Origin of the sequence: Nevskia sp. (assembly GCF_051860985.1) — a bacterium.
Taxonomy (GTDB): Bacteria; Pseudomonadota; Gammaproteobacteria; order Nevskiales; family Nevskiaceae; genus Nevskia.
In genome coordinates this window covers 21,301-46,118 of sequence record NZ_JBIMKV010000025.1, presented here as the reverse complement: position 1 = coordinate 46,118, position 24,818 = coordinate 21,301, and the positions used below count along the sequence as shown (strand labels likewise).

At 66.2% G+C, this 24,818-nt stretch carries 21 protein-coding genes, 1 tRNA gene and 1 pseudogene; 3 read left to right on the top strand and 20 right to left on the bottom strand.

The window, feature by feature from the left end; all coding sequences use genetic code 11:
- The 14 genes and pseudogenes from ACTIGJ_RS18265 to ACTIGJ_RS18200 form a co-directional block, all read right to left on the bottom strand.
- Positions 1-215 (bottom strand): annotated as a pseudogene (locus ACTIGJ_RS18265) (hypothetical protein); the annotation flags it as partial.
- Positions 216-304: 89 nt separating this feature from the next.
- Entirely contained in the window at positions 305-3,826 is a 3,522-nt protein-coding gene (locus ACTIGJ_RS18260) for an indolepyruvate ferredoxin oxidoreductase family protein (protein WP_439641759.1), read from the bottom strand.
- A 23-nt stretch (positions 3,827-3,849) separates the two neighbouring features.
- Positions 3,850-4,638, bottom strand: a complete 789-nt coding sequence (gene dmpH / locus ACTIGJ_RS18255) for a 2-oxo-3-hexenedioate decarboxylase (protein ID WP_439641758.1) — start codon at positions 4,636-4,638, stop codon at positions 3,850-3,852.
- 8 nt (positions 4,639-4,646) lie between these two features.
- Positions 4,647-5,429 carry a 2-oxopent-4-enoate hydratase gene (gene dmpE, locus ACTIGJ_RS18250; RefSeq protein ID WP_439641757.1) on the bottom strand — a complete coding sequence of 261 codons (783 nt, stop codon included), beginning with the start codon at positions 5,427-5,429 and terminating at the stop codon, positions 4,647-4,649.
- A complete protein-coding gene (locus ACTIGJ_RS18245; RefSeq protein ID WP_439641756.1) occupies positions 5,426-6,280 on the bottom strand; it encodes an alpha/beta fold hydrolase in 855 nt (284 codons plus the stop codon). Before ACTIGJ_RS18245 ends, dmpE begins: the two co-directional genes overlap by 4 nt.
- A complete protein-coding gene (locus ACTIGJ_RS18240) occupies positions 6,277-7,782 on the bottom strand; it encodes a 2-hydroxymuconic semialdehyde dehydrogenase (protein ID WP_439641755.1) in 1,506 nt (501 codons plus the stop codon). Before ACTIGJ_RS18240 ends, ACTIGJ_RS18245 begins: the two co-directional genes overlap by 4 nt.
- A 32-nt stretch (positions 7,783-7,814) precedes the next feature.
- Positions 7,815-8,747 (bottom strand): catechol 2,3-dioxygenase, encoded by a 933-nt coding sequence (locus ACTIGJ_RS18235; RefSeq protein WP_439641754.1) that lies wholly within the window; start codon positions 8,745-8,747, stop codon positions 7,815-7,817.
- A gap of 26 nt (positions 8,748-8,773) precedes the next feature.
- Positions 8,774-9,130 carry a 2Fe-2S iron-sulfur cluster-binding protein gene (locus ACTIGJ_RS18230; RefSeq protein WP_439641753.1) on the bottom strand — a complete coding sequence of 119 codons (357 nt, stop codon included), beginning with the start codon at positions 9,128-9,130 and terminating at the stop codon, positions 8,774-8,776.
- Positions 9,131-9,138: 8 nt separating this feature from the next.
- Positions 9,139-10,206, bottom strand: a complete 1,068-nt coding sequence (locus tag ACTIGJ_RS18225) for an NADH:ubiquinone reductase (Na(+)-transporting) subunit F (protein WP_439641752.1) — start codon at positions 10,204-10,206, stop codon at positions 9,139-9,141.
- A gap of 4 nt (positions 10,207-10,210) precedes the next feature.
- A complete protein-coding gene (locus ACTIGJ_RS18220; protein ID WP_439641751.1) occupies positions 10,211-10,573 on the bottom strand; it encodes a phenol hydroxylase subunit P4 in 363 nt (120 codons plus the stop codon).
- Positions 10,574-10,583: 10 nt separating this feature from the next.
- Positions 10,584-12,146: an aromatic/alkene/methane monooxygenase hydroxylase/oxygenase subunit alpha gene (locus ACTIGJ_RS18215; protein WP_439641750.1), complete on the bottom strand. Its 1,563-nt coding sequence runs from the start codon at positions 12,144-12,146 to the stop codon at positions 10,584-10,586.
- A 43-nt stretch (positions 12,147-12,189) separates the two neighbouring features.
- On the bottom strand, positions 12,190-12,456 hold the full coding sequence (locus ACTIGJ_RS18210) for an MmoB/DmpM family protein (RefSeq protein WP_439641749.1): 267 nt from the start codon (positions 12,454-12,456) through the stop codon (positions 12,190-12,192).
- Positions 12,456-13,466: an aromatic/alkene monooxygenase hydroxylase subunit beta gene (locus ACTIGJ_RS18205; RefSeq protein ID WP_439641748.1), complete on the bottom strand. Its 1,011-nt coding sequence runs from the start codon at positions 13,464-13,466 to the stop codon at positions 12,456-12,458. Before ACTIGJ_RS18205 ends, ACTIGJ_RS18210 begins: the two co-directional genes overlap by 1 nt.
- 9 nt (positions 13,467-13,475) lie before the next feature.
- Complete coding sequence (locus ACTIGJ_RS18200) at positions 13,476-13,745, bottom strand: phenol hydroxylase subunit (protein WP_439641747.1); 270 nt, start codon at positions 13,743-13,745, stop codon at positions 13,476-13,478.
- A 440-nt stretch (positions 13,746-14,185) separates the two neighbouring features.
- Here ACTIGJ_RS18200 and ACTIGJ_RS18195 point away from each other — a divergent pair, with 440 nt between their 5' ends.
- A complete protein-coding gene (locus ACTIGJ_RS18195; RefSeq protein WP_439641746.1) occupies positions 14,186-16,012 on the top strand; it encodes a sigma 54-interacting transcriptional regulator in 1,827 nt (608 codons plus the stop codon).
- A 59-nt stretch (positions 16,013-16,071) separates the two neighbouring features.
- Here the strand turns inward: ACTIGJ_RS18195 and ACTIGJ_RS18190 are convergent, their stop codons facing one another.
- Complete coding sequence (locus ACTIGJ_RS18190) at positions 16,072-16,866, bottom strand: LamG domain-containing protein (RefSeq protein ID WP_439641745.1); 795 nt, start codon at positions 16,864-16,866, stop codon at positions 16,072-16,074.
- Positions 16,867-17,231: 365 nt separating this feature from the next.
- A tRNA-Ser gene (locus ACTIGJ_RS18185) sits at positions 17,232-17,319 on the bottom strand.
- A 255-nt stretch (positions 17,320-17,574) separates the two neighbouring features.
- Here ACTIGJ_RS18185 and mltF point away from each other — a divergent pair.
- Positions 17,575-19,014, top strand: a complete 1,440-nt coding sequence (gene mltF, locus ACTIGJ_RS18180) for a membrane-bound lytic murein transglycosylase MltF (protein ID WP_439641744.1) — start codon at positions 17,575-17,577, stop codon at positions 19,012-19,014.
- Here the strand turns inward: mltF and ACTIGJ_RS18175 are convergent.
- Complete coding sequence (locus ACTIGJ_RS18175) at positions 18,980-19,318, bottom strand: (2Fe-2S) ferredoxin domain-containing protein (protein ID WP_439641743.1); 339 nt, start codon at positions 19,316-19,318, stop codon at positions 18,980-18,982. The two genes, mltF and ACTIGJ_RS18175, sit on opposite strands and share 35 nt — an antisense overlap.
- Entirely contained in the window at positions 19,315-20,196 is an 882-nt protein-coding gene (locus tag ACTIGJ_RS18170; RefSeq protein WP_439641742.1) for a DUF481 domain-containing protein, read from the bottom strand. Before ACTIGJ_RS18170 ends, ACTIGJ_RS18175 begins: the two co-directional genes overlap by 4 nt.
- A 119-nt stretch (positions 20,197-20,315) precedes the next feature.
- Here ACTIGJ_RS18170 and ACTIGJ_RS18165 point away from each other — a divergent pair, with 119 nt between their 5' ends.
- A complete protein-coding gene (locus tag ACTIGJ_RS18165; RefSeq protein ID WP_439641741.1) occupies positions 20,316-21,545 on the top strand; it encodes a (Fe-S)-binding protein in 1,230 nt (409 codons plus the stop codon).
- Here the strand turns inward: ACTIGJ_RS18165 and ACTIGJ_RS18160 are convergent.
- Both ACTIGJ_RS18160 and leuS read right to left on the bottom strand, forming a co-directional pair.
- A complete protein-coding gene (locus tag ACTIGJ_RS18160) occupies positions 21,493-22,083 on the bottom strand; it encodes an LPS-assembly lipoprotein LptE (RefSeq protein WP_439641740.1) in 591 nt (196 codons plus the stop codon). The two genes, ACTIGJ_RS18165 and ACTIGJ_RS18160, sit on opposite strands and share 53 nt — an antisense overlap.
- 7 nt (positions 22,084-22,090) lie before the next feature.
- Positions 22,091-24,664 (bottom strand): leucine--tRNA ligase, encoded by a 2,574-nt coding sequence (gene leuS, locus ACTIGJ_RS18155; RefSeq protein WP_439641739.1) that lies wholly within the window; start codon positions 24,662-24,664, stop codon positions 22,091-22,093.
- Positions 24,665-24,818 lie beyond the last annotated feature (154 nt).

The window sequence follows — 24,818 nt, the reverse complement described above, 5'->3', positions numbered from 1 at the left end:
GATTCCGGGTCAACTCCCACCATCCACACCGGTTCCAGCACCGGCGAGCGCCGCAGCTTGTACAACAGGTCCGTCCCGATGTTCCCGGGGCCGATGATCGCGCAGCGGATTTTCTTCATGTTCGGTTTCCTGATCTGGGCATGGTCCAGGGGCCGGAGTGCGCTGCCCAGATCCAGGTCGCGCGTCGGCTTCACATCAGGGCCCATCAGCGGCATCACCGCAGTCGGGCCATTGCTACGGGACTCGACGCCGGCCAGCTACGCCGCCCGGCGTCGAGTCCCCTGCCGCGTTTCTCCGGTCCGGCTCAGGCGGCCCGGCGGTCGTTCGGCGCGGCCAGCAGCGCCTGCTCGGCTGCCTTGGCTGCTTCGATGCTGCGCTGCTTGACGTGGCCGTAGCCGCGGATCTCGTCCGGGATGGAGGCCAGCGCCACGGCCGTGGTGTGGGTTGCCGGGCTCAGCGTGGCGAGGCTGCGATCCAGCTGCTGGATGTAGTCCTCGATCAGCTGGCGCTCCTGATGACGCTCCTCGGTCTTGCCGAAGACATCCAGCGCGCCGCCGCGCAGCCCCTTGAAGCGCTTCATCACGCCGAACGCGGTGCCCATCCACGCGCCGAACTGGCGCTTGACCAGATGGCCGGTGACCGGATCCTTCTTGGAGATCGCCGGCGGCGCAAGGTTGTACTTGACGCTGTAGCCCTGCGGGAACATGGCATCCAGCTGCGCCAGGAACGCCGGATCACGGTGCAGACGGGCGACCTCGTATTCGTCCTTGTAGGCCATCAGCTTGTACAGGTAGCGGGCCGCCGCTTCGGCCAGGCTGCTGTGGCCGGCCATCACGCGGCGTTCGGCATCGACCACGCGCTTGACGATCTCGGCATAGCGCCTGGCGTAGGCCGCGTCCTGGTAGGCGATCAGTTCCGGCACCCGCACTTCGACCAGACGACGCGTCTCGCCAACAGCGCCGATCGACTCGACGATCGCCTGCGCTTCCGTCGACAGCGACACCGCCACCTGCTTCGGCGCGTAGCGAGCGATTTCGGCTTCGACGAACGCGCGGTCGACCACCGTCATGCGGCCCCAGCGGAACGCGGCGAGGCTCTGCTCGACGCCGACGCCGGACTGGCTGATCGCCGCTTCGATCGACTCCGCCTTCAGCGGAATGGTGCCGGCCTGGAACGCCACGCCGACCATGAAGTTGTTGGTCGCCATGGCATCGCCGAACAGGCCTTCGGCGAACGCCTGGCCGTCGAGGAAAACGTTGTCGTCACGGCGCGTGACCTTGTTGATGCCGGCCGTCAGCGCCGTGATGTTCGGGAACAGCGCGTTTCGGTTCGACACCATCTGGCCGGTCGGCGTCTGGGTCGTCGAGACCACCGCGATGGTCCGTTCCGGCAGGCACTTGTCGAGGTTCTTCGGATCGGTGGCGTTGAGGATGTCGAAGCCGAGGAACAGGTCGGTGCGGCCGTCGGAAATCTTGCTCGAGCCATTGAACGGCTGGTGCGAGATCTTGATGTCGGAAATCACCGCCCCGCCCTTCTGCGCAAGCCCGGTCTGGTCGAGACCGATGACGTGCTTGCCTTCCAGACGCGCGGCATTCGCCAGCGTGGCCACGACCGTCACCGAACCGGTGCCGCCGATACCCATCACGTGGATGCCGACGCCCAGCGTGTCATCGACCTTCTTGACCGGCTCCGGCAGCGCCCGGTCGAGCACCGCGATGCGGCCCTTCTTTTTCTTCTTGACCAGGCCATCGGCCGCCGCCGGCTCGGCGTTCGGCGTGATGGTCAGGAACGACGGGCAGAAGCCCTTCACGCAGGAGAAATCCTTGTTGCAGGACGACTGGTGGATGCGGGTCTTGCGGCCGAACTCGGTCGCCACCGGCTCCACGCTCATGCAGTTGGCCTTGACGCCGCAGTCGCCGCAGCCTTCGCAGACGCGCTCGTTGATGACCGTGACTTCCACCGGCTCCTCGGCCTTGCCGCGGCTGCGTGCGCGACGCAGTTCGGCGGCGCATTCCTGGTCGTGGATCAGCACGGTGGTGCCGGGGATCGCCGCCAGCGCGCGCTGCGCCTCGTCGAGCCGGTCGCGGTGCCAGACCTCGGTGCCGCCGGCGAGGCTCACGCTCTGGTAGCGGCCCGGATCGTCGGTGGTGACGATGACCCGCTTGACGCCGTTGGCCAGCAGGTCGGCCACCACGTTGCCGACCGAGCGGATGCCCATGGCTTCCTGGCCGCCGGTCATCGACACGTGCGAGTTGTAGAGGAGCTTGTAGGTGATGTTGACGTTGGCCGCCGCCGCGTAGTGGATCGCCAGCACGCCGGAGTGGAAATAGGTGCCATCGCCGATGTTCTGGAAGATGTGCTTCTCGTCGGTGAACGGCGCCATGCCGATCCACTGCGTGCCTTCGGCACCCATGTGGGTGCCCATGACGACGTTGCGATTCATCCACATCGCCATCGTGTGGCAGCCGATGCCCGCCGACACGACGCTGCCTTCGACCGCCTGCGTGGAGCTGTTGTGGGGGCAGCCGGAGCAGTACCAGGCGGTGCGAGTTGCGGTCGGCAGCTTGTTGCGCGAATGGATCTCGTCGACACGCTGAAGCCAGGCTTCCGCCGACTCCACACGGGCGCGCTGCGACAGCCGCTTGACCAGCGCCCGGCCGATGACGTCCGGCTCGAACTCACCGTAGTGCGGCAGCAGCGTCTGCTCGCTCTGGTCGAACTTGCCGACGATGCGCGGCGCGTTGGCCATGCCGTACAGCACGTTCTTGGCAAACATCTCGAGGAACGGCCGCTTTTCCTCGATGACGAAGATCTCTTCCAGCCCGCGCGCGAAGTCGCGGACGATGGTCGGCTCCATCGGGAACAGCATGCCCATCTTCAGGATGCGGATGCCGTAGCGACGCAGTGCCGCATCGTCGAGACCCAATTCCAGGAACGCCTGCCGCAGGTCGTTGTAGGTCTTGCCGGCGGTGATGATGCCGAGCCAGGCGTCCGGGCAGTCGAACACCACATTGTTCAGCTTGTTCGCGGCCGCGTAGCGCTTCGCCACTTCCAGCCGGCGCGTGTACAGCGACTGCTCCATCTCCAGCGCTTCGGCGCGCACGTTCATGCCCAGGTTCATCCGCGGCGTGAACAGCTTGCCGTCGAACTCCATGTCCGGCGTCAGGAACTGCAGGCGGTCCGGCGAGACTTCGGCCGTGCCGGTGCCGTCGGCGATGTTGGTGACGAACTTCAGACCCATCCACAGGCCCGACAGGCGCGACATCTGGTAGCCGTGCAGGCCGTAGTCCAGCACTTCCTGGACGTTGGCCGGGTACAGCGACGGAATGCCGACGTGCATCAGCATCGGCTCCGACTGGCTGCACAGCGACGACGACTTGCAGCTCGGGTCATCGCCAACGATCGCCAGCACGCCGCCGTTCTTGTCGATGCCGGTGTAGTTGGCGTGCTTCAGCGCGTCGCCGGAACGATCGACACCCGGCGCCTTGCCGTACCACATGCCGGTCACGCCATCGAACTTCTGCTTGCCGACGGCATGCAGCATCTGCGTGCCCCAGACCGCCGTCGCCGCCAGGTCTTCGTTGAGACCATCGACGAAGTGGATGTTCTTCTCCAGCAGCGTCTTCTGCTGCTTCTGCAGCGCAGCGTCCAGCATGCCGAGCGGCGAACCGCGATAGCCGGAGATGAACATGCCGGTCTTCAGGCCGCGCCGGGCATCGGTGCGGACCTGGTCAAGGCTCAAGCGAACGAGTGCATCGACGCCCCCCAGATGAATCTGCCCTTCTTCCTGGGTGAACGGGTTGCTGCGGGGCGGCTTTGCGGACATGAAACGAGTGACCTTCCTGGCAATCAGACGAAACGCATCGACACGCTGCCCAGATCCTGGAAACGGACCTGGATCGAATCACCGGCGGCCACCGGAATCGCTTCCGTGGCACCGCCGCTCATGATGTAGGTGCCGGCCGGAATCTCTTCGCCGCGCGCGGCCAGATGGTTGGCCAGCTGGGCGATCGCTTCAGCCGGATGACCGAGCACCGAAGCGCCGGCCGCCATCGCCACCACTTCGCCGTTCTTCTCCATCACCATGCCCAGCGTGCGCAGGTCCAGCCCTTCGATGCCGCGGGCGACACTGCCGACCACGAAGCGCGACGACGAGGTGTTGTCGGCGACGACGCTGACCAGGTCGAAGCGGAAGTTCTCGTAGCGGGAATCGATGATCTCCACCGCCGGCACCACGAAATCGGTGGCCGCCAGCACCGCGCCGACATGGCAGCCCGGTCCGCGCAGCGGCGCCTTGAGAACGAAGGCGATCTCCGCCTCCACCTTCGGGTGGATCAGTTCGCTGGTCTTCACGTCACCGCCGTTGGCGATGCTCATGTAATCGAACAGCAGACCGAAGCACGGCACTTCCACGCCCATCTGCTTCATCTTGGCGCGCGAGGTCAGGCCGGCCTTGAGGCCCGCCACCTGGTTGCCGCGCGCTTCCTTGCGGGCGCGGATGGCGGCCTGGATGGCGTAGCCGTCATCGAGCGTCAGCTGCGGATGGGCGTCGGTGATCTTCACCACCTCGCGCGCTTCCAGCTCGGCGGATTCGAGGTACTCGGCGAGCGAGTCGAGGGTCTTCTGGTCGATGGTCATGATGGTGTTCAGGAGAAGCGGGCCGAGCAGCTGCCGAGGCCGCCGACCGAGCAAGTGAAGAAATCGCCGGCCTTGACCGGCATCAGCGGCGACTGCGAACCGGACAGGATCACTTCGCCGGCCTTCAGCGGAATGCCGAGCGCGCCGAGCGTGTTTGCCAGCCAGGCCACCGCGTTGACCGGCGAGCCCTGCACCGAGGCACCGGCGGAGGTGGACACGATCTCACCGTTCTTCTCGACGACCATGCCGGCCACCGAAAGGTCGAGCCCGCGCAGGCTGCGCGGCGTGCCGCCGAGCACGAAGACGCCGCAGGAGGCGTTGTCGGCGACGGTGTCCTGGATCTTGATCTTCCAGTCCTTGATCCGCGAGTCGACGATCTCGAAGCACGGCATCACGAAATCGGTGGCGCGCAGCACGTCGGCCGCAGTGACGCCGGGGCCGTCCAGATCGCGCTTCAGGATGAACGCCACTTCGGCTTCGGCGCGCGGCGCGATCATGCTGTCAGCCGGAATCGCCTGGCCTTCGGCGTAGACCATGCCCGACAGCAGCAGACCGAAATCCGGCTGGTAGACGTTCAGCATCTGCTGCACGGCCTTGGAGGTGACGCCGATCTTCTTGCCGATCACCGTCTCGCCCTTGGCCAGGCGGCGCTCGATCATCCGCAGCTGGATGCGGTAGGCATCGTCGATGGTGATGTCTGGCTCGCGCTCGGTCAGCGGCGCCAGCGGCTGGCGGTCGACGAGCGCCTGGTACAGCGCGTCGCCATGAAGCTTGATTTGTTCTGGAGTCATGTCGTGGGACTGGAGGCATCGGCCTCGGCAAGGAAGGAATCGACGAGCTTGGCAAAGCGCGCCGCGTGTTCGATCTGGGTCCAGTGCCCGCACTGGCCGAAGACGTGCAACTGGGCCTTCGGAATCAGCGAGGCCAGGCGCAGCGAGGTTTCAAGCGGAATCACCCGGTCCTCGCGACCGTGGATGACCAGCGTCTCGTTGCTCAGCGCGGCAATCTGCGCTTCATCGCTGGCCAGCCCGTCGACGCCGTTCTGACGCGGCGCCGGGAACATCGACGCGTAGGCGTCCTGCACGCCGGGCCGCAGGCTGGCCTCGTAGCGCAACTGCGCCAGCGCATCAGTGACCAGTCCGCGATCGAAGGCGAACAGGTCCATCATCGTGCGCATCGCCTCGAACGACGGCTGGTAGCCCCAGACCTGGTCAAGCGCCGGGGTCAGCGTGAAGCGCAGGCCGGCCGAGCCCATCAGCACCAGCCGGCGCACCCGCGTCGGATGGCGGATCGCCACCGCCAGCGCCAGCGCGCCGCCGAACGAGTTGCCGACCAGGTCGACCGTCGGCAGCGCCAGCGCATCGAGCAGGCCGACCGCGTGCTCCACCCAGCTGTCGAGGCCGTAACGGTGACCGGCCGGCCGGTCGCTGTAGCCGAAGCCGACCAGATCAGGGGCGATCACCCGCCGCTGGCTGGACAGCGTCGGCAGCACCGCACGCCAGTTGGCCCAAGCGCTGACGCCGGGGCCGGAGCCGTGCAGCAGCAGCACCGGACTGCCCTGGCCGAGGTCGTGATAGTTGGTGCGAATGCCAGCCGCGACGATGCTGCGGCCGACTTCCGGACTGGTGTTGACGTCGCTCATGCGTACTTGATGCAGACGTTGCGGAGTTCGGTGTAGAACTCCAGCGAGTGCACGCCGCCTTCGCGGCCGATGCCGCTCTGCTTGGAGCCGCCGAACGGTGTGCGCAGGTCGCGCAGGAACCAGGAATTGATCCAGCACAGGCCGACGTCGATGCGCTTGGCGATCCGGTGCGCGCGCGACAGGTCCTGCGTCCACACCGTGGTGCACAGGCCGTACGGCGTGTCGTTGGCGAGTGCCACCACCTCGTCCTCGGTATCGAACGGCGCGATGTGGCAGCACGGCCCGAAGATTTCCTCGCGGATCACCGTCGCCGTTTCCGGCAGGCCGGTCCAGATGGTCGGCTGCACCCAGCTGCCGCCCTTCAGTTCGGCCGGCATGTCGGGCACGCCGCCGCCGGTGACCAGAGTCGCGCCTTCGGCCTTGGCCTTGCCGTAGTACGACAGCACCTTGCCGAGGTGTTCCTGCGAGATCAGCGGGCCGATGCCGGTGGACTTCTCGTACGGCAGGCCAGGCTTCATCGCTTCCGCCTTCAGCTTCAGTGCGGCGACGAACTTCTCGAAGATCGGCCGCTGCACGTAGACGCGCTCGGTACCGAGGCAGACCTGACCGCAGTTGACGAACGCCGCACGGGCGATGCCCTCGACGGCGGCATCGAAATCGGCATCGGCGAACACCAGGCCGGCATTCTTGCCGCCGAGTTCAAACGACACCGGCCGCAGGCCCTTGGAGGCCGCGCCCATGATCGCTTCGCCGGTACGCGTCTCACCGGTGAAGGTGATGGCGTTGACGCCGCGATGGGAGGTCAGGAACTCGCCCGCCGAATTCGGGCCGAGGCCGTGGACGACGTTGTAGACGCCCTTCGGGATGCCGACCTTGTTCATCACTTCGCCGAGCAGCGTGGCGGTGGCCGGCGTCTCTTCCGACGGCTTGACCACCACCGCATTGCCGCAGGCCAGCGCCGGCCCGACCTTCCAGGTCATCAGCAGCAACGGCAGGTTCCACGGGCAGACCACGGCGATCACTCCGCGCGGCACGCGCACCGCGTAGTTCAGTGCCTCGCCGCCATCCGGTGTCGCCATCTCGAAGGTTTCGCTGGGGACGTTCTTGATGACGTCGGCGAAGATCTTGAAGTTGGCGGCACCGCGCGGGATGTCGATGTGGGCGGCCAGGCTCGCCGGCTTGCCGGTGTCGGCGATTTCCGCCGCCAGGAAGTCATCGAAGCGGCGGTTGATCTCGTCGGCCAGCGCGTACAGCAGCTCGACGCGCTTTGCGACCGGCATCTTGCCCCAGGGGCCGTCGAGCGCAGCGCGCGCGGCCGCCACGGCGGCATCGACTTCCGCCTTGCCGCCTTCAGAAACGAGCCCGATCAGCGAGCCGTCCAGCGGGCTGCGGTTCTCGAAGGTCTTGCCGCTGGCGGAGGGAACGAAGGCGCCGTTGATGAAATGCGGGAAGTCGCGCCGGACGTTGACCGCCGCAGCTGCAGTTGATGCATCAGTTGCCATGTTGTGCTCGTGCTTGGATAGGGGGGCCGGACTCAGGTCACCACCGATAGGAAAGCTTCGTTGAGCTTCCGGTCGTGGTAGAAGATCGCCGGGCCGAGCTGGTCGTCGGTCCAGGTGATCGTCGGCTTGTCGGGGTACCAGATGTAACCGCCGGAAAACACTTCGTTGCGGTTGCCGCTCGGGTCGAAGAAGTAGATGGTTTCGCCGCGCGTGATGCCGTGGCGCGTCGGGCCGAGGTCCAGCGACACCTTCTTCTTCGAGATGATGTCGGCCGCCTTCAGCACTTCGTTCCAGCTGCCGAGCAGGAACGAGCAATGGTGGAACTTGTTCTTCATCGGCTGGCGGATGAAGGCCACGTCGTGCGCCTTGTTCGAGCAGGTCAGGAAGGCGGCGATCTGCAGCTTGTCCGGACCGGCGACAACCTGCTCGGCCAGGTTGAAGCCCAGGATCTTGGTGAACAGCTCGACCGTGCCATCGAGATCATCGCCATACAGCAGGCAATGATCGAAGCGCGACGGCGCCATGCCGCGCAGGCCGTCCGGCCATGGCTCCGGATTGAGGTAACCGGTGGCGCAGCCGGTGACATCGCGATGGGCGTACAGCTCCATCACGTGGCCGGTCGGGATCGTGAAGCGGAAGCGGCGGCCGGTATGCGGATGCTCGCCGGCAGCGATCCAGCTGGTCTCGGTGGCCAGCGGGCTGGCTTCGAGCTCGCCAGCCAGGCGATCGAGCGTGGCGTCGGAATCCACGCGCCAGCCCATGTAGTCCATGCCGGCCTCATCGGCCTTGCGCAGCACCACGCTGTGGTGGTCGGCTTCGTCCCAGGCCTTGAAGAAGACGCGTCCCTGCGCATCGCGCATCACCTCGGCCAGGCCCAGGATCTCGGTGTAGTGGTGAACCGCCTGTTCCAGATCAAGCACTCGCAGTGCGACGTGCCCTGGACGCAGGACTCCAGTGATTGCCATGTTCTTCTCCTCTTGTTCTTCGCGTACTAGCTACGGTGAGGCGCCGTCGCCGGCGCCCCGTAAAAGTGGAATGCACCGCGTGAGATATCGAAGGAGCGCGCCATCTTGCCGATCACTCGCAGGCTCAGGTCGCTCTCGGGAATCAGCTTGCAGGCGAGGCTGTAGCCTTCCGCCTCTTCTTCGGTGCTCACGCAGGCGCGGCTGATCGCCTCGTTGCGGTAGCGGCCGTCCAGCACCTTGACCTTGCAGACGCCACAGCCGCCGCCCCGACAGCCGACCGGAATGCCGCGCCGACCCAGGCATTCCATGGCCCGCAGCACATTGCTGCCATCTGGGCAGGGAAAGCTGTCGTCACAGTTCTCGATGTGGATGCGGATCGACATCGCGACACTCAGATCGACCGGAACAGCGGGCTGCGCGCCGAGGCATTGGCGCCGTCGGCGGAGGTCAGGAACTTCTCGGTGAAGATGTCGCGCTCGAACAGGCGGCCCTGCATCAGTGTGCGGATGCAGGCTTCGATCATCACCGGCGGGCCGCAAAGATAAGCGCGCCAGCCGCGGAAATCGTTGCTGAAATGCGCCATCGCGGCGTCATGCACGAAGCCCTTGAAGCCATCCCAGGCACAGGCCTCGGTCGGTTCGTTGAGCGCCGGCACGTAGACGAAATTCGGATACTCGTGCGTGAGCGCCACGAATTCCTCGTGGTAGTACAGCTCGGCACGGTTGCGGGCACCGTAGACCAGCACGATGTCGCGCATTTCCTGCTGTTCCAGCAGGTCCAGGATCATCGAGCGCGGGCTCGACAGGCCCGAACCACCGGCCATGAACAGCAGCGGCTTCGGGTCCGACGCGCGCACGAAGAAGCGGCCGTACGGGCCCGACAGCTCGATGCGGTCGCCGACCTTGAGTCCATCGTGCAGCCAGGTCGTGCCCTTGCCGTTCGGCACCCGGCGCACGTTCAGCTCGATGCGCCGCCGTTCACTCGGCCGGTCGGCCAGCGAGAAAGCGCGCGGCTGTTCTTCGCCGGGAATCTTCACCTGTACGTACTGCCCGGCCTGGAAATCGATGCCTTCCGGGTCGTCGAGTTCGATGACGATGCCCTTGATGGTCGGCGACAGCGTTTCGTGCACGACCACGGTGCCGGCGAAGTCCCGGACCGGACAATGCCGCGCGTCCGGGTCTTCGTCGATGTCGGCCTCGATGGTGATGTCCGACTGCAAGGTCGCGCAGCAGGCCAGCGCCTTGCGCTCGTCACGCTCGAAATCCATCAGCGCGAACGGCGATGCATTGCCGTGCTCGTAATCACCATCGAGCACCTGCACCTTGCAGGTGGCGCACAGGCCATGACAGCAGGCATGCGGCAGCCAGACGCCAGCACGCAGGCAGGCATCCAGAATCGTCTGCCCTTCCGCGGCCTCGACGCTGTGGCCCAGCGGCTCGATGGTGATCCGATAGCTCATGGCGTCAGCTGCAGGTGTCGTGGATGCCGCGCAGGCCCGGAGTCCGGAAGCGGATCACGGCCTTGTGCCCGAGTCCGTTGTCGGTGACCGACTTGCTGGCATCCGGCGTGAACGGCTGGCCGGAGCGCAGCCATTCAACCTTGTTCCAGTCGATCTTTGCGGTATCCGGATGCTGGGCGTAGAGGTTCGGAATGATCTCCGCGGTCAGCGCGCCGAACGGCAGTTCCGGGGGTACCGGAATGCACAGCGGCGCGCAGAACAGCAGGTGATCTTCCCAGCCGATGTACAGCAGCTGCTTGCCGTGGAAGTTCTCGACGCGATCCTTGATCTCGCCGGTGTAGCCGGGTTTGATGGCAGTAACGCTCATGTTCGTCTCCTCAGCTGCTGACGCCGGGCTTGCCGGTCCAGGATTCCCAGTTCTTGCGATCCGGCGAATCCAGGTACTCGCCGCCGTCGTGGCCGGGCTTGAAGTTGTAGTAATGGAGCACTTCGACAAGCGGATCGAAGCCCGGCGCCGTCGGGTCGGCTTCCGGACGGAAGCAGTTGCCCTGGTAGATCTGGTGCACCGGCAGCCACGACTGCACGTACTTCTCCGGCTCGTAGTCGAAAACGTCCTTGCAGCCGTCGGAGCAGAAGTGGAATTTGTTGCCGCGATATTCCGACTCGCGGTAGCAGATCTTGGTCGGATCATCCGGTTCGGTGAAGAACATCGGGATCTGGCAGGTCTGGCACAGCATCGGCAAGGTCGGGTTGTAGAAGCGCTTGCCTTCCTTCTGCTGCTCGCGCCAGTACTCGAAGCGCGCGCGGTAGTGCTTGTCGAAGGTGGTCGGATATTTCTCCGACAGCCACTTCATCTCGCTCTCTTCCGGCACCCAGGTGTGGAACGCCGCCGCATGGCCGTAGTTGTAGAACGTCGCCCAGGCCTCGTGGCTCAGGCGATGCTTTTCCTTCGAGGCCACCTCGTGGTACTTCGGCATGCGGATGCCATAGCGGGCAAGATCGTTGAACAGCGCGCCGCCGTTCTGCTCGAAGTACATCTCCCAGGCTTCGGCCCAGGACATGACGCGCTTCGGCAGCATGTAGTCCATCATCATCGACACCAGCGTCAGCAGCCGATAGCCGCGCCAGAACCACTTGTCCAGCCAGCGCTGGACGATCGGCACGTTGCCCGGGTCCTGCTCGAGAATGAACTTGACGACTTCCAGGCCCAGCGTCATGTGCCGCGATTCGTCGCTCTGCGCCGAGAAGCCGAACGTCACCGTCGCCATATCGCCGTTGTAGGCCGCGCCGCTCATGAACGGCATGAACAGCAGGTTGGTCAGCACGTACTCGAAGGAGAACGAGATCGCGGTGACGAACTCGAACGGACCGGCCGACATCGCGTCCTCGAAGTACGACTTCGGCACGCTGAGGTACCAGACCCGGTCGTGCATGTGACCCGGATCATGGAGTCCATTGAAGAACTTGTTGTAGTGGCTGATCGTGTGCGCCTGGGTCTGCGCATGACGCAGTTCGTCGATCGCCTGCATCTGGCTGGCGATCCGCGCGCTGGTGCCGCGGAAGTTGCGGCCGGCCATCGCGAAACCGCGATGCGCGGCGTATTCCAGCGGCGATACGCCGGTCAGGAACAGCTTCAGCGTGTTGATGTAACGCGCGTCGACGATGTTGAACTGGCCGTTGTTCTGCTGGAATGCATCGACGATGGCGTAGAGCTTGCGCTCCTTCTCGCCCTGGTACTTCCAGTAGGCGTCCATGGTCAGACGGAACGGGTCTTCCCACTTGTCCCAGTCGTGGATCTTGATGCCTTCGAACTTGTCCTGCGGGAAGGCGCGGTCCATGTCGACATAGCTGGTTTCCCAGCCCAGGCCGCGCGTCAGCAGCGCATAGTTTTCCTTCAGGCTCAGCTTCTTTGCCGGCTTGGCCGTCAATGGCATGTTCATCGTGGTGCTCCTCGAATCGAAACGAATGAAAGAGAGGGGAAATTCAGTTCCAGTGCAGGACGAACTCGTCGTCCGACTCTTCGATGTTTCCGGAAAGCGAGATCAGGTTGACCTGCAGTTCGCGCAGGTCGTAAGCGCGGCCAACGCGCTCCTCGATGGACTCGCGCTTGACGACAAGCCGGCCCGGCACGTCGATCTTCACCATCGCCGGATAGCGATTGACCTTCGCTTCGGGGTTGTCGGCTTCGATCGCCTCGATGATCGGGCGCGTGTCGTCGTTGGTCTGGAAGGCAATGAAGACGTTGCTCATCACGCCTTCTCCGCCAGTGCCACGCCAAGCTTCTCGACGCGGGCGCCGAAGCTCTGATCGACCTGCGCCAGGACGGCTTCGGCGTGCTCGCCGAATACTTCCGCTGCATAGCCCTGCAGTGAGGCGAACACGGTGCCGCGCCAGCTGAGAATCCAGCTGCGAAGCAGCGCGCGGTTCTCTTCCGACTCGGTCGCGACCGTCTTGATCACGGCGTCAACCCAGCGCGACGTTTCGTCGTACCAGTTGTTCATGAACTCGGTCAGCAGGCTCAGCACCGGGCCGACTTCATCGCTCAGCAGGCGATCAAGGTGCTGATAGACCAGCGGATAGAGCAGCCCGTCGATCACCAGGTTCTGGGCCACGAAGACTTCCATGCAGTCTTCGGTGACCATCAGTGTTTCCACCGCCTTGCGCAGGCCCTGCCAGGCGGCATTTTCCATCCACAGCGTCTTGCCGCGCGCCAGCGAATCGCCGGAGTTGCCATCCAGCAACAGGCCGATGCGGCTCACATACTGGGCAAGGCCCAGACGGTCCATCGTGTGGTACATCGTCGCCTGCGTCAGCGCCGTGCCCCAGCCGTAGGCCGTGATGTAGCAGTTGTTGGTGTTGGCGCCCCACTCCAGATGGCGCAGCGGCACCAGCGCCATGATCAGGCGATCACGCAGCGCGTCCGGCAGGCTGCGCATCAGGCCACGCTTGTCGACGAACTCGATGTTCTTCTCCATCGCATCCTGCTGGCGGGCGCGGGCGATGGTGTAGGCACCGTAGTAGTACTGGCGCGGATCACGCAGCGCGTACCAGTTCTTCATCTCGATCTTGGTGCGGCGACGGTCGTAGACCTCCAGTTCCGGCTGCCACAGCGGTCGGTAGTGGAAGTTGACCTGCGGCTGCAGATCGTAGGTGGCCTCCTGGTAACGCGACGCCGGCTTGTCGCCACCGATATGGCGGGCCGTGTGCGAGAACGTCTGGCGGATTTGGGTGACCGTTTCGGTCCTGATATCGACTTGCATGAACTCCCCCTACTCTTGGATTCCGGGACGCCCGAACTGCCACTTCGATCGTTCGAAATCGATCGTGTCGGCCTGTTCGCGCGTCAGGTAGATCACGCCGCGTTCGCGGCAGAAGGCCTGATAGGCAGCCAGAGGGAGCATCAATTCCACCGCCAGTTCGGGATCGCCGATGGCGAAGTCGAACAGCACGTAGCCGTCATCGCGGATCTCGCGAAAACGCACGTAGTGCTTGGTGACGTCGAACCGCGGGCGAGCCTGCGGCAGCTGATGGAATGACACCGTTCTCCTCCGGTTGCTGCCCTGACAATTCGGTCGCCGGATGGCCACGCTTGTCAGGTACGCGGATCGCTCCATTGCAGCGGCCGTGCCATGACCGCGCCTGCTGCACTGCGTCATCGATGCAACAGACTGTGTGCAATCAGATTCTTTCTTTGTAACCGTCATCAAGCGCGCTGTTCGAGGCGCGCCCATCAGCGCGCGCGTTGATTGAAATCACGCAAATCAGGGTAGGCGCAGCCGCGGGTTTCGCTGAAAATCCGCAGGCCATCCGGCCTGCGTTTCAGACCGATGAGATCGACGGCCGATCACCGCCGCCGATGTGGCCATTCACCGGACAAGGGGGACCGCCTGACGGCGACCCGCTACAGTGCCGGCATAACGACGGGCATGACGGCGCAGCCGGACCTGCCGAAGAAGTGTGCTTTGCGAGGAGAAGCTTGATGCCGACCGATGCCCCTGCATCCGCGCCGTCGCGCGGCTGGACCCCTGGCGAAAACCAGGTCGACGACAGCACGCCGGATATCGACGATCTGCTGGCGCGGCTGCATTTCGCGCCGGCCGAGGGCCGCATCTGGCTGGACGATCAGCGGATGCAGCTCATCCACACCTCGGCGATGGGCGTGCTGCGCCGGGAACTGATCGAAAGCCTCGGCATCGAGCGCGCGCGCGGCCTGCTGACCCGCATGGGCTACAACTCCGGCGCTCACGATGCCGAACTGGCCCGCCGCCTGCGGCCGCAGGCAGCCGTCGGCGACATGTTCGCGGTCGGCCCGCAGCTGCATGCCCTCGAGGGCATGGTCAAGGTCGACCTGGTCCGCCAGGAGATGGATATCGCCCGCGGCCAATATCGCGGCGAATTCATCTGGCGCCATTCCTCCGAGGACGAGGTGCACGTGCACACCTACGGCATCGGCGTCGAACCGGTCTGCTGGATGCAGATCGGCTACGCGTCCGGATACACGAGCGTGTTCATGGGCCGTCCGGTGCTGTTCAGGGAAGTCGAATGCCGCGCCACCGGCAGCGATCACTGCCGGATCATCGGCAAGCCGGTCGAAGAATGGGACGATGCCGAGGACGACGTGCGCTACCTGCGCGCGCAGAGCTTCTCCAGCGGCCTGTCCACCGGCGGCCGCGGCCGGCGCGCCGCGCCGAATCCGGAAACCGCCGCGATGTTCGCCGACGACGAGATCGTCGGCGTATCGACCGGTTTCAATGCCGTCTGCCACATGCTGCGCTGTGTGGCCGACACCGATGCCACCGTGCTGTTCCTCGGCGAAAGCGGCGTCGGCAAGGAAGTGTTCGCCCGCACGCTGCACCGGATCAGCCCACGCGCCGACAAGCCGTTCATCGCCGTGAACTGCGCCGCGATTCCGGAGAACCTGGTCGAATCCGAGCTGTTCGGCGTCGAGAAAGGCGCATTCACCGGCGCCACCGCCTCACGCGAAGGCCGCTTCGAGCGCGCCAACGGCGGCACGCTGTTCCTCGACGAGATCGGCATCATGAATCTCACCGCGCAGGGCAAGCTGCTGCGCGCGCTGCAAGAGCGGGAGATCGAACGCGTCGGCGATACCCGGGTGCGCCACGTCAATGTCCGCGTGGTGGCCGCCACCAACCTGGACCTGAAGGCCGAAGTCCGCGCCGGCCGCTTCCGCGAGGACCTGTTCTACCGGCTCAACGTGTTCCCGGTGAAGGTTCCGCCGCTGCGCGAGCGCCGCGAAGACATCCCGGTGCTGATGAACCACTTCCTGCGCAAGTTCAGCGCCCGCCATCGCCGCGACGTCACCGGCTTCACGCCGCGCGCGATCAATGCGCTGCTGAGCTACGAACTGCCCGGCAACATCCGCGAACTCGAAAACATGATCGAGCGCGGCGTGATCCTGTCGCAGCACAGCGGCGCCATCGACGTTGGTCAGCTGTTCGTCAGCGGCGAACGCTGGGACACCGCCACCTTCGGCCTCGACCGCGACGGCCATGTGGCCGCCGACGACGCGCTGCAGGACAGCGCCCGGAAAGCCGGCGCCGACTGCGCGGACCGGGAAGCCGGCGCGGTTCGCGACGCCATCCGGCGCATCGAGGCGCTGCTGTCGGAGGACGATGCACCGCACGACTTCTCCCTCGACAAGGTCGCCGGCTCGCTGGAGCGGGCCTTGCTCGAACGGGCGATCGCCAAGGCCGACGGCAACCTGTCGGCTGCGGCGCGAACGCTGGGCATCACCCGCTCCCGGCTCGTTTACCGGCTCGGCAACCTCGGCATCACAACCAGCTGACGCCTGCCTCGACCGACCTCTCAAGGTCTGCACCCCGACGACCGTCGGGGTGCGACCGCTCAGCCTGCGATGCCGTAACGGTCGGACAACACCGTCAGGAAGATTTCGACGGCGGACAGCTCGCGGTTATAGATCCGAACCTCGTCAAGCGCGCCGTTCAGCGGGTAGCGGTACAGGTTGGGGCCGAACAACGGCGCCTGGGCACCGAGGAACAGCGGCAAGGCATTGGCGACGTCGAAGCTGTAGCCTGCGTTCTCGATCGTTCGCGCCAGCTTGCCGTTGACGTACAGCCGAAGGCGGTTGGGGTTCGACCGATGCGTGACGGTCACATGCAGCCACTTGCCAGTTTCAATCGGTGTCTGTGTATCGAAAAGCGCCCCCGCACCGTAATCGATGAAACCAACGTAAGCCGGGCTCGACGGCGGCGCCGGCGATACGTAGCTGAACAGGCCCTGGGCATCGTGACGCTTGGCCACCGCGATCTGCGTCGCGTACGGCACGAATTGGCCGAACGCATTCTCGCCAGCCGGATCGTCGACGCGCACCCAGTAGCTGATCGTGAACACGTTGCCGAACGACAACGACGGGCTCGACGGCACTTCAATCGAGCCGATGTTCTGATAGCCGCCGAACTTCGCAGCGGTGCCGAGGACGCCCGGAACCAATTGCACCGAGCCGCTGGGCGTTCCGTGGTTGCCGCCGCCGCTGCAATCGGCACTGGTGGTCTTGTTGAAGCAGTAATACGCGACGAGGCCGTTCTTAGGGCCTGCAGCGTGGCCGGCCCCCGATACCAGCGCGGCAGTCAACAGCAGCGGCGTGACGAACAGCGAAGCCGGCGTTTTCAGGAAAGTCATGAGCGTTCTCCGTGATGAGCGTTGTCGCGGCCGGCCCCAAATGCCGGCCGCCCGTGAGTCTTTCCGTTCCGACGCGCACATTCCTCGCGGAAAGCTCACGGAGTTCCAACCGAATTTCATCGGCCGGCTCGGCGAACACATGCAGGCCGAGATCAGCAGCCGTCCTGCTGGGCTGCATGACGGTGGACCGGCAGAAATTCCGCGCGACGCCCCGACCAGCCCCGCCAGCTTGTGCCGCACCGCATCGGCGCCGGCACCCCGACCTTGACGCTCGCTGTATCGCGGAAGGCAGAGCAGGCCCTAGCAGGCAGCGTCGGAAACGAAAAAGCCCCTGCTGGCAGGGGCTTTCACACTCGAAGCAGGAATGGCGGAGAGGGTGGGATTCGAACCCACGGTACCTTGCGGTACGCCTGATTTCGAATCAGGTACGTTCGACCACTCCGCCACCTCTCCGCGTTGCCAGGGCGCCGGTGCGCCGGAGGGTCGATTCCGGACGCGGGCTTTGTTGCCGCAGCCCGACTATTCTATCAACCCGCTTTTGGCTGCGCAGGACTTTTTTGCGGCGACGGCACTGTCAGCCGCAAGCCGCGCGAGCAGCCGACGCGATACCTGCATGATGGCCACCAGAACAATGCAGCGGCCGGACCCGCGAGGGTTCGAGCGGCTGCGGGCACGCGAGACCGACATGACGACGGATGCAGCTTCACGATGATGGCCGTGCGGGGCCAGGTCTGGGCGGTGCGCAGCGTGCTGGTGGTAGCCATCGCGCTGGTCGTGCTCACCACCTGCTCGCCGCATCCCGGCAGGCTCGAGAAGGTCCGCGGCAACGGCGTGCTGCGGGTGGCGACCACCAACAGCCCGACCACCTGCTTCGATGGCCCTTCGGGGCCGACCGGCTACGAATGCGACCTGCTGCGCACCTTCGCCGAGAAGCTGGGCGTGAAACTGGAACTGGTCTACCTCGCCAACGGCGCGCAGGTGCTCGACTACGTGGCCGGCGGCAAGGTCGACATCGGCGCGGCCGGCATCAATGTGACGGTGGCCCGCAGCGAGATGGTCCGCTTCACCAAGCCCGTGCAGACCGTGCGCCAGCAGCTGGTCTATCGCGCCGACCAGCGGAAGCCGCGCGATCCCGGCGATCTCGACGGCAAGCTGGCGGTGCCGCTCGGCAGTTCGATGGCCGAGCGGCTGGTGCAGCTGCGCGCCAGCCGCTACCCGACCCTGCAATGGCTGGAAGTGCCGGATGCCGGCGGCAACGACCTGCTGGCCCGGGTGGCGGACGGCGAACTGACTTACACGATCGCGAACTCCGACCTGGTAGCGCTGAACCGCCGCCATGCGCCGAAGCTGCGCGTGGCGTTCGATCTGTCCGGCAACGAGGACATCGCCTGGGCGCTGCCGGTTGGCCGCGACAGCAGCCTGTACGACGAGGTCCAGCAGTACCTGACCACGTATCCGAAAGAAGAGCTGGCGCGCCTGCGTGATCGCCATTTCGGCGTCGTCGAGAACGACGAGTACCTGGGCGTGGTGCGCTTCGTCGGCGACGTCAAGGCACTGCTGCCGAAGTACCAGCGCCACTTCGAGGATGCCGCCGAACGCTATGGCATCGACTGGCGCACGCTGGCGGCAGTGGGCTATCAGGAATCGAAATGGGACCCGGATGCGGTCAGCTACACCGGCGTGCGCGGCATCATGATGCTGACCACCGACACCGCCCAGCACATGGAGGTGAAGGACCGCGAGGACGCCGCGCAGAGCATCGAGGGCGGCGCCCGCTACCTGCAGCAGCTGCTGCGCAAGATGCCGGCGTCGATCGCCGAGCCGGACCGCACCTGGATGGCGCTGGCCGCCTACAACCAGGGACTCGGGCACCTGCACGACGCCCGCAAGCTGGCCCAGAAGCTCGGCAAGAACCCGAATCTCTGGCAGGACGTGCAGGACAGCCTGCGCCGGCTGTCACAGGAACAGTGGTATTCGCAGACCAAGCACGGCTACGCGCGCGGCGGCGAAGCCGTGCACTTCGTCACCAACGTGCGCAGCTATTACGACGTGCTGCTGTGGATGACCGGCGGCACCACCGTGGCGCCCAGCACCGAGGCGCAGGCCGCCGCGATCAAATCCGCAGCCGAGACACCGGCTGACCCTTGAGCAGGTGCTCGGCGACGATCTCGTCGACATCGGCCTCGCTGCCGTAGCGGTACCAGACCCCTTCCGGGTAGACCACCATCACCGGGCCCTGCTCGCAGCGATCGAGGCAGCCGGCCTGGTTGACCCGCGCGCGGCCGATGCCGGTGATCGCCGCCTTCTTGACCTTCTGCTTGCAGTAGTCGCGCAGTGCGCTGGCACCGTGATCCTCGCAGGAGGCGCGGCCGTCGCTGCGCTGGTTGCAGCAGAAGAACACGTGGTGCTTGAAGTACGGGTCCGGCAGCGGCCGGGAGTCTGCGTCGCTCATGGCGTTCCGAACGAATAACCGAGGTTGAGGGTGGAAATCTGGTCGATGTGCCGGGTTGCGGCCGGCACCTGCGAGTTGTAGCGGATTTCGTGGTTGAAGGTCGCGAACAGGTTGCCGACGATGGTCAGCTTCAGCGCCGTGATCGGATTCACGTAGACATTGGTCTGGCCCGCTTCGGTGCGCAGCGTCTGGCTGAACTCGGCGTTCGGCGAAATCACCCAGATGTACTTGCCGCCGAAGGTGGCGATCGCCGCCGTCTCGTAGACATCCTCCTGGTCCCGCGTGCGGTTGGCACCGACGCCGGTTTCGATGTCCAGCGTATGCGTCGGCCCGGTCAGCAGGTGACGGCCGTAGCCGATCGTGGCGGCGTAGCGCTCGGCGATACCGGCGAAGCGGTCGTTGTCGTAGGCCAGGTTGGTATACGCGTAGTTGCGCTCGTTGAACTGCAGGTCGGTCTTGTTGGCGGCCGAGTAGCGCTCGTCGGTGGTCAGGCCTTCGCGCGTGCCGCTGAACGCCAGCGCGCTGAAACGGTTGCGCCAGCGGTCGTGGCGATACTCGATGGCGCCGCGCGTGTTGACCGAACGGGTGCGAGTGTTGCCGGAGGTGTTGACCACGCCGATCGCAACATCGCCGCGCCAGGGCGACGTCGGTGGTGGTGGCGGTGGAGCCGGCGGCGCTTCTGCCGCTGCTTCTGACGCGGCCACGTCCGGCTGCGCTTCGGACCCGGGAACCGGATCGCGGATCGGCTCGGCCGTCTCGTCGAAGGCATCGGTGTCGGCGGCGGCATCCGCGGCGGGCGCGGCAGCCTCGGCCACTGGCGCCGCATCGGCCGCAGCGCGGGCACCTCCGGCCATCAGCAGCAGCGACAGCAGACTCACGGATAACGGCGAACGGGCGGGCGGCTTCACGGGCATCGAATCGGGTTCCTCTCGGGGTTGGGAGCAGCCGGCACTGGCAAGCGGGGCGGACGGCCGGCTGTGCTAGCGTCGTGGCCATCATGTCGACGCCAGAATCGCGCCCGTTTCCACTTGCCGACGCGGACCTTTGCGTGAAGTGCGGGCTGTGCCTGCCGCATTGCCCGACCTACGGGGCATCCGGCACAGAAGCGGATTCTCCGCGCGGCCGGATCATGCTGATGCAGGGGCTGGCGACCGGCCGCATTGTCCCGTCAAGCGCCACCGAACGCCACCTCGACGGCTGCCTCGGCTGCCGCGCCTGCGAGCGCGTCTGCCCGGCCCAGGTGCCCTACGGCAGCCTGATCGACGCCGGCCGCACGCTGCTGGCCGGCCAGCGCCCGGCCCGGCTGCGGCCATCGCGGGTGGTCAGCGCGGTGCTGTCGCGGCGCGTGCTGCGCCAGTGGCTCGCGACACTGCTGAGACTCCACGCGGCAAGCGGTCTGCAGCGGCTCATCCGCCGTTTCCGACTGCTCGGCAACGGCCGGCTGGCGCGGCTCGAATCCCTGCTGCCCACGCCGCTGCCGGCGTCGGCGGCATCCGCGCCACGGCCGTCCGCCGAAGCGCGCGGCGACGTCATGATCTTCAGCGGCTGCGTCGGCGACATCGTCGACCAGCCGCTGGCCGACGACCTGGCCCTCCTGCTGGCCGACTGCGGCTATCAGGCGCGCCGCCCGGCGGCGCAGACCTGCTGCGGGGCGATCGACCAGCATGCCGGTGATCCGGCGGGCCTGATGCGTCTGGCCGCGCGCAACCGGGCGGCCTTCGGAAACGGCGATGAAGCGATCCTGCCGCTGGCCACCGGCTGCGCGGCGACGCTGCGCGACTACCCGCAGTGGATCGACGGCGGCGACGCCTTTCGCCGGCGGCTGCAGGATCCGATCGCCTTCCTGCTCGAACACGGCACGGCCCTGCGCTTCCGTGCCACGCCGATGACCGTCGCCATCCACGAGCCCTGCACGCAGCACAACGTGATCCGCCAGGGCGCAGCGCTGCGGACGCTGCTGGCGCGGGTGCCGGCGCTGAAGGTGGTGGAACTCGACGCCGGCGGCCGCTGCTGCGGCGCGGCCGGAACGCATTTCATCCACCATCCGGACGCTGCCGATGCGCTGCTGCAGCCGAAGCTCGATGCGGTAAAGCGGCTGCAGCCGGAGGTGATCGTCAGCGCCAACGTCGGCTGCGCGCTGCATCTGGCCGGCGGCCTGCGCCGGGCCGGCGGGATCAGCCCGGCGGTGCTGCATCCGGTGCAGCTACTGGCACGATGCCGGGCTTGAGGTCCGGCGCGTCCGGATCGGCCGTCGCCAGCCGCGCCTCGACCCGCAGCAGCACCCGCTCCGCCAGTTCGTCCTGGATGTAGCGGCGCAGGCGCGCTTCTTCGGCTTCCTTGGCCAGGATCTGCTGGGCGCTGAAGCTGTAGTCGCGCGACACCGTCTGCGACTCCGGTGCGATCAGCACTTCGGCCTTGCCATCGACGACCCGGCGCATCTCGAAGGTCACGCGGGTCACCAGCCGGTACTCGATGGCCCGGCCATCGGTGCCGATCGACAGCACCTCCTGCGCTTCCCGCAGGTCGGACAGCCGCAGCACGGTAGCGGCGTCATCGGCCTTGGAGATCACTTCGCCGCCGCCGCGGACGATGCGCGCCTTCAGCGCCTCCTCGACCGGCGGCGTGGTGACGCGATACGGGTCCACCAGTTCGACATGCACCGCGCGCAGCGCCTTCGGCAGCGGCCGGCTGCCGACCGGATGGAAGCCGCAGGCGGCGAGCGCCAGCGTGGCGAGCGAGATGCCGATCGGTCGAACGAGATTCATGCGCGGATCACACCACGAAATTGACCAGCTTGCCCGGCACCACGACCTGCTTCTTGATCGGCGCCCCGGCCAGGAAACGCTGCACGCCTTCGTCGGCCAGCGCGGCGGCGATGATCAGATCCTGCGCGGCGCCGGCCGGCACGCTGATCTGGCCTCTGAGCTTGCCGTTGATCTGCACGACCATCGCGATCTGGTCCGACACCCGCGCCTCTGCTTCCGGCTCCGGCCAGTCGGCGTCGATCACCGGCGTGGCATGGCCCAGCGCCTGCCACAGCGTGTGCGCAACGTGCGGCACGATCGGCGACAGCACGCGCACCAGCGCGTCCAGCGCCTCGCCGAGCACTGCCCGGCCCTGCGGGCTGCGGTCATCGAACTTCGCCAGCGCGTTGACCAGCTCCATGCAGGCGGCGACCGCCGTGTTGTAGTTGTGGCGACGGCCGAAGTCGTCGCTGATCCGCGCCAGCATGTCGTGCAGCTTGCGGCGCAGGTCCTTCTGCGCGGCGTTCAGCACCGCGCGGTCCAGCGGCTCGGTGGCACCGAGCGCGACATGCTCGGCCACCAGCTTCCAGACCCGCTTCAGGAAGCGCAGCGCGCCGTCGATGCCGGCATCGCTCCATTCCAGCGTCTGCTCGGGCGGTGCGGTGAACATCATGAACAGGCGCACGGCATCGGCACCGTGCGAGTCGATGATCGCCGCCGGATCGACACCGTTGTTCTTCGACTTCGACATGGTGCCGAGGCCGACCGCCGTCACCGGCTCGCCGCTCGCCTTCAGCGTGTAGCTGCCATCGGCGGCCCGCTCGACATCCTTCGGATTGATCCAGTCGCGGCCGCCGGCCTCGGTGGTGCGATAGAAGCCTTCGGCCAGCACCATGCCCTGGGTCAGCAGGCGCTTGAACGGCTCGGCGACCGCCGGCAGGCCGCAGTCGCGCATCAGCTTGGAGAAGAAGCGCGCGTAAAGCAGATGCAGGATCGCGTGCTCGATGCCGCCGATGTACTGATCCACCGGCAGCCAGTAGGCGGCGCGCTCGTCGACCATGCCGGTCTGCGCACCGGCACTGGCGAAGCGGGCGTAGTACCAAGACGAATCGACGAAGGTGTCGAAGGTGTCGGTCTCGCGCCGCGCCGGCTTGCCGCACTGCGGGCAGGGCACGTTGACGAAGCTGTCGAGGCGCAAGAGCGGGTTGCCGCGGCCATCCGGCACCAGGTCTTCCGGCAGGCGCACCGGCAGCTGATCGGCCGGCACCGGCACCGCGTCGCAGGTCTCGCAATAGATCACCGGGATCGGGCAGCCCCAGTAGCGCTGGCGCGAGACGCCCCAGTCGCGCAGCCGGTAGTTGACCCGGCGGCGGCCGGCGTTCTGCGCTTCGAGCTTGGCGGCGATGCCGTCGAAGGCGTCCTTGAACGCCAGGCCGGAGAACTCGGCGGAGTTGATCGTGAAGGCCTTTTCGGTGAACGCGCTCGCCGACAGGTCCGGCGCCGGGCCGTCGACAGCAGCGGCAATCACCGCCTTGATCGGCAGCCCGTACTTGGTCGCGAATTCCCAGTCGCGCTGATCGTGGCCGGGCACCGCCATCACTGCGCCGGAGCCGTAGCCCATCAGCACGAAGTTGGCGGCATAGACCGGAATGCGCGCGCCGGTCAGTGGATGGATGACCTCGATGCCGAGCGCGACACCGCGCTTCTCCATCGTTTCCATCGCCGCTTCGGTGACGTCACCCCGGCTGGCTTCCTCGACAAACGCGGCCACGGTGGCATCCCGCGCGGCGGCTTCCAGCGCCAGTGGATGCTGGGCGGCGACGCTGACGAAAGTGACGCCGTACAGCGTGTCCGGGCGCGTCGTGAAGACGGTCAGCTTCTCGTCTCGGCCGGCCACCGTGAAATCGATCTCCAGACCTTCGGAGCGGCCGATCCAGTTTTCCTGCATGCGCCGCACGGCTTCCGGCCAGTGCTCCAGCTGCTTCACTTCTTCCAGCAACTCATCGGCGTAGGCGGTGATCTTCAGGAACCACTGCGGGATCTCGCGCTGCTCGACGATCGCGCCACTGCGCCAGCCGCGGCCGTCGATGACCTGCTCGTTGGCAAGCACGGTCTGGTCAACCGGGTCCCAGTTGACTCTCGAGTTGCGGCGGTAGATCAGGCCGCGCTTCAGCAGCTCGGTGAAGAACCACTGCTGCCAGCGGTAGTAGTCCGGCTCGCAGGTGGCCAACTTGCGGTCCCAGTCGTAGCCGATGCCGAGCTGCTTCAGCTGCCCGCACATGGTGTCGATGTTCGAGTAGGTCCACTGGGCCGGCGGCACGCCGTTCTTGATCGCCGCGTTCTCGGCCGGCAGGCCGAAGGCGTCGAAGCCAATCGGCTGCAGCACGTTCCTGCCCTTCATCCGCTGGTAGCGACTGATCACGTCGCCGATCGTGTAGTTGCGCACATGGCCCATGTGCAGCTTGCCGCTCGGGTACGGGAACATCGACAGGCAGTAGAACTTCTCCGCCCCCGGCTTCTCGATGGCCTTGAAGCACTGGTTGGCTGCCCAGAACGCCTGGGCGCTGGACTCGACTTCGACGGGGCTGTAATCGGCTTTCATGAGGCGGCAGGCGGTGGCGCGCGTCGGGACGACGGGCTTGCGGGGGCGAACAGTTTACAGGCTGGTTCCGCGCGACCTGCGCACCGGGCATCGACGGACAACGACCCGCAGGTGCGTCCCGCGCGGACCGACGTTTTTTGTCAGCTTGCGACCC